This is a genomic window from Streptomyces sp. NPDC043996 (assembly GCF_056435225.1).
The window spans coordinates 53963-63543 of the sequence record NZ_JBWKEY010000027.1; the positions used below are offsets into that span (position 1 = coordinate 53963).

The 9581-nt window shown below is 69.9% G+C and carries 3 protein-coding genes, 1 tRNA gene and 1 rRNA gene; 1 reads left to right on the forward strand and 4 read right to left on the reverse strand.

The window, feature by feature from the left end:
• Positions 1 to 14: 14 nt before the first annotated feature.
• Positions 15 to 5519, reverse strand: a complete 5505-nt coding sequence (locus tag AC07A4_RS41270) for a HAMP domain-containing protein (RefSeq protein ID WP_478609739.1) — start codon at positions 5517 to 5519, stop codon at positions 15 to 17.
• Positions 5520 to 5780: 261 nt separating this feature from the next.
• On the opposite strand from AC07A4_RS41270, the gene AC07A4_RS41275 reads away from it, so the two are divergent.
• Positions 5781 to 8441: a SpoIIE family protein phosphatase gene (locus AC07A4_RS41275; RefSeq protein WP_478609742.1), complete on the forward strand. Its 2661-nt coding sequence runs from the start codon at positions 5781 to 5783 to the stop codon at positions 8439 to 8441.
• 114 nt (positions 8442 to 8555) lie between these two features.
• On the opposite strand, the gene AC07A4_RS41280 is transcribed toward AC07A4_RS41275, so the two are convergent.
• The 3 genes from AC07A4_RS41280 to rrf all read right to left on the reverse strand — a co-directional run.
• A tRNA-Thr gene (locus tag AC07A4_RS41280) sits at positions 8556 to 8631 on the reverse strand.
• A gap of 87 nt (positions 8632 to 8718) precedes the next feature.
• Positions 8719 to 9396 carry a DegT/DnrJ/EryC1/StrS family aminotransferase gene (locus tag AC07A4_RS41285; RefSeq protein ID WP_478609744.1) on the reverse strand — a complete coding sequence of 226 codons (678 nt, stop codon included), beginning with the start codon at positions 9394 to 9396 and terminating at the stop codon, positions 8719 to 8721.
• 99 nt (positions 9397 to 9495) lie between these two features.
• A 5S ribosomal RNA gene (gene rrf / locus AC07A4_RS41290) occupies positions 9496 to 9581 on the reverse strand; the annotation flags it as partial.

The following is a 9581-nucleotide window of genomic DNA, read 5'->3' on the forward strand; positions in this document are numbered from 1 at the left end:
TCAGCGACCCTGTGTCACTCCGCCCGCATCCACTGCTCCATCACCGACAACAGATGATCGGGATCGACCGGCTTCGTCACGTAGTCCGAGGCTCCGGAGTCGATGGCCTTCTCCCGGTCGCCCTTCATCGCCTTGGCGGTGAGCGCGATGATCGGCAGTCCGGCGAACTGCGGCATCCGGCGGATCGCCGTGGTCGTCGCGTACCCGTCCATCTCCGGCATCATGATGTCCATCAGAACGACCGTCACGTCGTCGTGCTGCTCCAGGACCTCGATGCCCTCGCGGCCGTTCTCCGCGTACAGCACCGACAGGCCGTGCTGCTCCAGGACGCTGGTGAGCGCGAACACGTTGCGGATGTCGTCGTCGACGATGAGCACCTTCTCGCTGTCGAACCGGAACCGCGCGCGCGGGGGCGCGATCTCCTGCGCGGTGCCCTCCGGCCACGGCTCGGGCGCCGGGGCCACGGCGCCCGCCTCCGGCTGCCCCAGGGGCGTGCCCGCCGTCTCGGGCGCGGGCGCGGCCCGGCGGCGGCGCCGGAACAGCGCGGCGGGACCGTGCCCGGGCTTCTCCGCGGCCACGGTCGTCCCGGCCGCGGCGGCCCCCTCCCCCGCGCCCTCGGCAAGGGTCTCCAGGGCGGGCAGCGCGGCGACGGCGGGCGGCGGGAGCTGGGCGTAGCCCTGCGGCGGAAGTTCGCTCACGTGCAGCGGCAAATACAGCGTGAAGGTGGAGCCGCGGCCCGGTTCGCTGGCCGCGTGGATCTCGCCGCCGAGCAGCCGCGCGATCTCCCGGCTGATCGAAAGGCCGAGGCCCGTGCCGCCGTACTTGCGGCTGGTCGTGCCGTCCGCCTGCTTGAACGCCTCGAAGATCACCCGCATCTTGCTGGCCGCGATGCCGATGCCGGTGTCGGCTACGGAGAACGCGATCAGGTCGGCGTCCGGGTCGCGCAGCGAACCCGCCTCCAGGAGCTGCTCGCGGATCGCGTTCGGCACGTCGTTGCTGGCCAGCCGGATGACGAGCTCCACCGCACCGCTGTCGGTGAACTTCACCGCGTTGGCCAGCAGGTTGCGCAGCACCTGCAACAGGCGCTGTTCGTCGGTGTGCAGCGTCGCGGGCAGTTCCGGCGATACGCGTACGGAGAAGTCGAGCCCCTTCTCGGCGGTCAGTGGACGGAACGTGGCCTCTACGTAGTCCACGAGCTGGACCAGGGCGATGCGCGTCGGGCTGACGTCCATCTTGCCCGCCTCGACCTTCGACAGGTCGAGGATGTCGTTGATGAGCTGGAGCAGGTCCGAACCCGCCCCGTGGATCGTTTCGGCGAACTCCACCTGCTTGGGGGTGAGGTTCGCGTCGGCGTTGTCGGCGAGCAGCTTGGCGAGGATCAGCAGGGAGTTGAGCGGGGTGCGCAGCTCGTGCGACATGTTCGCCAGGAACTCGGACTTGTAGCGCATCGACACCGCGAGCTGCTCGGCGCGCTCCTCGAGGACCTGCCGGGCCTCCTCGATCTCGGTGTTCTTCACCTCGATGTCGCGGTTCTGCTGGGCGAGCTGCGCCGCCTTGTCCTCCAGTTCGGCGTTGGAGTCCTGGAGCGCCTTCTGCCGGTTCTCCAATTCCTCCGAGCGGTCGCGCAGTTGCTCGGTGAGCTCCTGCGACTGCTTGAGCAGCATCTCCGTCTTGGTGTTGACGCTGATCGTGTTGACGCTCGTCGCGATCATCTCGGCGATCTGGCTCAGGAAGTCCTTCTGGATCTGCGTGAACGGCTGGAACGAGGCCAGCTCGATCACCCCGAGCACCTTGTCCTCGAAGAGCACCGGCAACACGATGACCTGCGCGGGCGGCGCCTCGCCGAGCCCGGAGGCGATCCGCAGATAGCCGGAGGGCGCGTTGTCCACGAGGATGGTGCGCCGCTCCTTGGCGGCCGTGCCGATGAGCGTCTCGCCGGGCCGGAACGACGTCGGCATCGAGCCCATCGAGTAGCCGTAACTGCCCAGCATGCGCAGTTCGTACGCGTCGTCGCTGCCCCCCAGGTCGCGCGCGTCGTCCGTGGCCACGGCGAGGAAGAACGCGCCGTGCTGCGCCGAGACGACCGGGGTCAGCTCGCTCATGATCAGCGAGGCGACGTCCTCCAGGTCGCGGCGGCCCTGCATCAGGCCGGAGATCCGGGCCAGGTTGCCCTTGAGCCAGTCCTGTTCCTTGTTGGCGAGGGTGGTGTCGCGGAGGTTCGCGATCATCGTGTTGATGTTGTCCTGGAGGACCTGGATCTCGCCCGCCGCGTCCACGTCGATCTTCAGGTTGAGGTCGCCGCGGGTCACCGCGGTGGCGACGGCGGCGATCGCGCGCACCTGCCGGGTCAGGTTCCCGGCCATCTCGTTCACGGACTCGGTCAGATCGCGCCAGGTGCCGTCGATGTCCCGGACCCGGGCCTGACCGCCCAGCTGGCCCTCCGTGCCCACCTCGCGGGCGACGCGGGTGACCTCCTCGGCGAAGGACGAGAGCTGGTCGACCATGGTGTTGATGGTCGTCTTGAGCTCCAGGATCTCACCGCGCGCGTCGATGTCGATCTTCTTGGTGAGGTCGCCCTTGGCGATGGCCGTGGTGACCATCGCGATGTTGCGGACCTGTCCGGTCAGGTTGGACGCCATGCCGTTCACGGACTCGGTGAGGTCCTTCCACGTGCCCGAGACTCCGGGGACGCGGGCCTGGCCGCCGAGGATGCCGTCCGTACCCACCTCGCGGGCCACCTTGGTGACCTGGTCGGCGAACGAACTCAGCGTCTTGACCATGGTGTTGAAGGTGTCGGCGAGCTGCGCGACCTCGCCGCGCGCCTCGATCGTCACCGTCTTGGTCAGATCGCCGTTGGCGACGGCGGCGGCGACCTGGGAGATGTTCCGCACCTGCATGGTCAGGTTGTTGGCCATGAGGTTGACGTTGTCGCTGAGGTCCTTCCAGATGCCCGTGACGCCCGGGACGCGGGACTGACCGCCCAGCTTGCCCTCCGTGCCGACCTCGCGGGCGACCCGCGTGACCTGCTCGGCGAACGACGACAGCTGGTCGACCATCGTGTTCACGGTCGTGACGAGCTCGAGGATCTCGCCCTTGGCGTCGACGGTGATCTTCTTGGACAGGTCGCCGCGGGCGACCGCCGTGGTGACCTCGGCGATGTTGCGCACCTGGAGCGTCAGGTTGTTCGCCATGCCGTTCACGGACTGCGTCAGGTCCTTCCACGTACCCGACACGCCCTGCACCTCGGCCTGACCGCCCAGGATGCCGTCCGTACCCACCTCACGGGCCACGCGGGTGACCTGCTCGGCGAACGCGGACAGCTGGTCCACCATCGTGTTGAGGGTGTTCTTCAGCTCCAGGATCTCGCCCCGGGCGTCCACGTCGATCTTCTGCGAGAGGTCACCACGGGCCACCGCCGTGGCGACCTGCGCGATGTTGCGGACCTGCGTGGTGAGGTTGCCCGCCATGCCGTTCACGGAGTCCGTGAGGTCGCGCCACACGCCCGCGACGCCCGGCACCTGCGCCTGGCCGCCGAGGCGGCCCTCGGTGCCCACGTCCCGGGCCACCCGCGTGACCTGGTCGGCGAACGCGGAGAGCTGGTCGACCATGGTGTTGATGGTGTTCTTCAGCTCCAGGATCTCGCCGCGGGCGTCCACGTCGATCTTCTGCGAGAGGTCACCGCGCGCGACCGCCGTGGTCACCTGGGCGATCTGGCGCACCTGCGAGGTCAGGTTCCCCGCCATGAAGTTGACGGAGTCCGTGAGCTCCTTCCACGTACCGCTCACGCCGTCCACGCGCGCCTGGCCGCCGAGGCGGCCCTCCGTGCCCACGTCCCGCGCCATCCGCGTGACCTGGTCGGCGAAGGACGACAGCTGGTCCACCATCGTGTTCACGGTGTTCTTCAGCTGGAGCATCTCGCCGGAGACGTCGACGGTGACCTTCTGGGAGAGGTCGCCGTTCGCCACCGCCGTCGTCACCTGCGCGATGTTGCGCACCTGGCCGGTGAGGTTGCGGAAGGCGGTGTTCACCGAGTCGGTGAGGTCCTTCCAGGTGCCCGCCGCGCCCGGCACCTGCGCCTGACCGCCCAGCTCGCCCTCGACGCCGACCTCCCGCGCCACCCGCGTCACCTCGGCGCCGAACGACGACAGCTGGTCCACCATCGTGTTCACGGTGTTCTTCAGCTCGAGCATCTCGCCCGCGACGTCCACGGTGACCTTCTGCGACAGGTCGCCGTTCGCCACCGCCGTCGTCACCTGCGCGATGTCCCGCACCTGCGTCGTCAGATTGCGGAAGACCGTGTTGACCGAGTCCGTCAGGTCCTTCCACGTGCCCGCGGCGCCCGGCACGTTGGCCTGGCCGCCGAGTTGGCCCTCGGCGCCGACCTCGTTGGCGACGCGCGTCACCTCGTCCGCGAAGGTCCGCAGCGTCTCCGTCATCTGGTTGATGGTCCCGGCGAGCTGGGCCACCTCGCCGCGCGCGCTCACCCGTACCTTCTGCGACAGGTCGCCGTTGGCGACGGCCGTCGTGACCTGGGCGATGCCGCGCACCTGTGCCGTCAGGTTCCCGGCCATCAAGTTGACCGAATCAGTGAGGTCCTTCCACACGCCCGCGACACCCGGAACCTGTGCCTGACCGCCCAGCTCGCCCTCCGTGCCGACCTCGCGCGCGACGCGGGTGACCTCGGAGGAGAACGAGGACAGCTGGTCCACCATCGTGTTGACGGTGTTCTTCAGCTCCAGCATCTCGCCGGCGACGTGAACCGTGACCTTCCGGGACAGGTCGCCCTTCGCGACCGCCGTCGTCACCAGCGCGATGTCCCGGACCTGCGCGGTCAGCCGGTACGCCATCGTGTTGACGGAGTCCGTGAGGTCCTTCCACGAACCGGAGACCCCGCGCACCCGGGCCTGCCCGCCCAGCTTGCCCTCCGTGCCCACCTCGCTGGCCACGCGCGTGATCTCGTCGGTGAACGTCGACAGCTGGTCCACCAGGTTGTTGACCGTACGGCCGACCTTCAGGAACTCGCCGCGCAGCGGATGGCCGTTGCCGTCCTCCACCTGCGCGCGCAGCTCCATGCGCTGTTCCAGATCGCCCTCGGCGACCGCCGTGAGCACCCGGCCGACCTCGGAGACCGGTCGTACGAGGTCTTCGACGAGGTCGTTCGCGGCGTCGATCGCGGACGCCCAGGAGCCCTCCATCGCCCCCGCCTGGAGCCGCTCTGTGAGCTTCCCCTCACGGCCCACCGTGCGCCGCACCCGCGACAGCTCTCCGGTGAGGTGCATATTGCGGTCGGCCACCTCGTTGAAAACGGCGGCGACCTCCGACATCACGTCGTCACCGGTGACCGTAAGACGCTTGCGGAAATTCCCGTCCCGCATCGCCACGAGGGCGGTCAGCAGCTTGTTCAAAGCCGCCGCGTCCACCGTCACCGCCGTACCGCTGCGCGGCTTGCGCTGGCCGTTCAGGGACCGTCCGTCTTTCGCGCGCGTCTTAGCGGCCCGCGTCGCAGCGCCAGACTCCACTGTGTCCCTCCCGCAAGGGTCGACCGTACTGCTCGGGCTCGTCTCAAGCCTGCCCAGTGTTTCACCATGGCCGAACCAGGCCATAACAGTTCGGCAGCTTCGCACACCGTCCGCACACCCTCCGGGCGGAAACACTGGCGACCGGCATCAGCATGGACGGCGAAGGTAAGTAACCTGGCATCCGGCTGTCCAACCACCCCGGTCCTGCCCGGCCAGGGCGGTGGCACACATAACAGCGGGCATCGGAGGGGCGGCCGCACCATGGGACTGCAGATTCCCGGGGGACAACGGACGAGGAGCTCTGTGATCACCGCGCGCGCGGCTGCGACTTTCGAACCCGTCGGGCGTTCCGTGGCGACGGCCCGCTCGTTCGTCCGGGACACACTCCAGGGGTGGGGCTTCTCGGACATCGTCGACGACGCGGTCGTCCTGACCAGCGAGCTGGTCACGAACGCCGTCGTGCACGCGGGCACAGCCGCCGACGTCCAGTGCCTGCGCACCGACGACGCCGTCCGCATCGAGGTCTCCGACCGCTATCCCGAGCGCGAGATCCCGCTGCAGAACTCCCCCGCGACCATGGGCAGCCCCGACCGCGAGGGCGGCCGCGGCCTCCAGCTCTGCGCCGCGCTCGCCAGCCGCTGGGGCGTGGACTACACCTCGACCCACAAGCAGGTCTGGTTCCAACTCGCCCTGCCCGACCGCCCCGTCGGCACCCGCGCCGCGGGCCCCTCACTGCCCGCTGACCTGCTCCCCCTCACCGACGGCCGGGTCCGCGTCGCCGTCGTCCAGATCGACCGCGCGGGCGCCATCTCCGCCTGGAACGAGGACGCGGAGGAACTCTTCGGGTACGTCGCCGAGCAGGTCACCGGCAAGCCCCTCACCGACTTCGCCGCCTGGCCGCACACGCCGGGCACCAGCACCGGCATCGTCGACGCCCTCCAGCTCTCCCGCTGGGAGGGCAGTTACGGCATCCGCGACGCGAGCGGCCGCGTCACCCCCGTGTACGCCTCGCACCTGCGCGTACGCGATACGGACGGCGAGCCCTCCACAGTCTGTCTCCTCGTGCGCGACGACGAGCGCGCCGTCCTCCAGACCCCGCTGCGCGGCCCCGCCCCCGAGCCCGGCACGGCCAGCGAGACGCACGTCACCGACCCCTTCGAGGTCTTCATCGGCTCCCCGCCCCCCGACGACCTGGACGGACTGCTCCAGCGCACGGTGGAGCGCGCCCGCGACATGCTCGACGGGGACGCGGCCTTCCTGCTGCTCGCCACGGACGACGAGACGGAGCTCGAGGTCCGCGCCTCCACGGGCCTGCCGTCGACCCGTCAGCGCTTCGCCCGCGTCCGCGTGGAGGCGAGCCCCGGCCGGTACGGCTCGGCGCGGATGCCCGCCGTCCACGAGGACCTCACGGTCGTGCCCGGCGCGGTGCCCCTGCTCGACGGCACGGGCATGCGCTCGGTGGTCACGGTCCCGCTGAAGGTCGAGGGCCGCCTCACGGGCTCGCTCGGCGTCGCCGCCGAGGCACCTGACCAGTACTCAAACGAGGAGGCCCTGCGCCTCCAGTTCGCCGCCGACCGCATCGCCCTGAACGTGGAGTCGGCCCGCCTCGGTGAGCTGGAGCGGCTGCGGCGCGGCTCCCTGTCCTTCCTCGTCGAGGCCTCCGACCTGCTCGCGGGCACCCTCGACCGGGACCAGACCCTCGCCCTCATGGCGCAGATGACGGTCCCCACGCTCGCCACGTGGTGCGCCGTCTACACCATCGCCGACCAGGCCTCGGAGCCCTATCTGTCGTACGTCCTGCACGAGGACGAGGACCGCATCGACGGCCTGAAGGCGCTCCTGTCGAGGGTGCCCCCGCCGGACCCGGTCCCCACGCCCGGCGCCCGCGTCTGGAGCGCCCCGGCGGAGGCCGCCCACCAGGCGGCCCTGCGCACCTCCATGCGCAACCTCGGTCTCGGCGAGCCCATGTCGGCCGTCTCGGGCATCGGCACGTCCCTGTCCACGGCGGCTGCGGTGGGCGGCGAGACGGTCGTGCTGCCGCTGGTCGCCCGCAACCGCGTCATCGGCATGCTCACGCTCGGCAAGCCCTCCGATGAGAACTTCCGCCAGGAGATCCTGGAGCTCGCCGAGGACCTGTCCCGCCGGGCCGCCCTCGCCCTGGACAACGCCCGCCTGTACTCGGAGCGCACGGCCATCAGCCAGTCCCTCCAGCGCAGCCTGCTCCCGCCCGGCCTGCCGCAGGTCCCGGGCGTGGAGGTCGACGTCATCTACCGCGCGGCGGGCGAGGGCAACGAGGTCGGCGGCGACTTCTACGACCTGTTCCCGATCCGCGACGGCGCGTACGGCTTCGCGATCGGCGACGTCTGCGGCACGGGCCCTGAGGCGGCCGCCGTCACGGGCCTGGCCCGGCACGCCCTGCGCCTGCTCGCCCGCGAGGGCTTCGGCGGCCCCGCCGTCCTGAAGCGCCTGAACGCGGCGATCCTCGACGAGGGCGCCCGCAGCCGCTTCCTCACGCTCCTGTACGGCGAGCTGTGGCCGCAGGAGGACGGCTCGGCGGTCCTGAAGATCGTCTGCGCCGGCCACCCGCTGCCGCTGCGCCTGCGCCAGGACGGCACGGTCGAGCCGTACGCGGAGCCGCAGCCCCTGCTCGGCGTCATGGAGGACCTCGAGCTGTACGAGCAGACGGTGACCCTGGACCCGGGCGACGTCCTGCTGTGCGTCACGGACGGCGTCACCGAGCGCCGCGAGGGCACGCGCATGCTGGGCGATGACGGTCTCGCGGACGTCCTGACGACGTGTACGGGCCTCACGGCGGGCGCGGTCGCGGCGCGGATCATGCGCGCGGTGGAGCGCTTCGCGACGGACGCTCCGTCCGACGACATGGCGATCCTGGCGATGCGCGTCCCCGAGCTCCAGGGCTGAACTCCCCCGAGGGCCGGGCCCGAACTCCCTCAAGGGGAGGACGGAGTCCCGGCCCCGAAACGAAAGAAGGCCACCGCCTGCGAGGCGGTGGCCTTTTCTTAATGGAGCTTCGTATGGAGCCCCCAAGCGGAATCGAACCGCTGACCTTCTCCTTACCATGGAGACGCTCTACCGACTGAGCTATAGGGGCCAGTTGCGCCTTTCGCGGTTTCCCGCGCGGCAACGGAATAAATCTTACCCGAACATCCGGCGGTCTCGAACCACCCCGGTGACGCCGTTAAAACGCCGGCTGCAGCAGCCCTCCGAGCGCGTTGCACGCCGATACGATCCGCTGGAGGTCCCGCCGCGACAGCCAGGCGTCCACGGGCAGCGCCAGCGTCTCCTCGGCGGCACGTTCCGTCTCCGGCAGTTCCACGTCGCGCCAGAACTGCGGGGTGCGGTGCAGGGGTGTCTTCACCGGCACCCGGCAGTCGACTCCCTTGGCCCGGAGCACGTGTGCGAAGGCGTCCCGGTCCGGCCGCCCGTTCCCGGGCACGCGCACGACGTACTGCTGGTAGCTGTGGCTCTCACCGCAGACGGGCGTGATCACTCCGTTGAGACGCCCGGTGAGGTACGCGGCGTGCGCGCGCCGCCGCGCGACGTCCTCGTACGTGGCGTCGGGCTCGCCTTCTTCGAGGACCAGCAGCCCGTGCTTCTGCCCGAGCTCGTGCATCCGGGGCATGTCGGCCTGGTTCCCGAATCGGCGTACGGCGACGACGGCCGCGGTGCGTTCGGTGCGGACGGTGTCCACCGCGTCGACGTCCAGGCAGTAGGTCGTCGCGTCGATGTCCGCGAACACCGGCATGGCCCCCACGGAGACCACGGCCTCGGCGACCGTGCCGCTCCCGTACGCGGGAACGATGACCTCGTCACCGCTCCCTACTCCTGCGGCCCGCAGCAAAGCTTCTGTGCCCATGTCACGGATGCTGATCGCGCAACGTGAACAACAAGTGACGCAAAATAAAAAAGAGCTGGTCCCTGAACCAAAGTTCAGGGACCAGCTCTTTCAAAAGGAGTTCGGCGGCGTCCTACTCTCCCACAGGGTCCCCCCTGCAGTACCATCGGCGCTGTGAGGCTTAGCTTCCGGGTTCGGAATGTAAC

Coding starts and splice junctions, on each gene's coding strand:
- AC07A4_RS41275 (WP_478609742.1), top strand. CDS start 5,781: ATGGGACTGCAGATTCCCGGGGGACAACGGACGAGGAGCTCTGTGATC.
- AC07A4_RS41285 (WP_478609744.1), bottom strand. CDS start 9,396: ATGGGCACAGAAGCTTTGCTGCGGGCCGCAGGAGTAGGGAGCGGTGAC.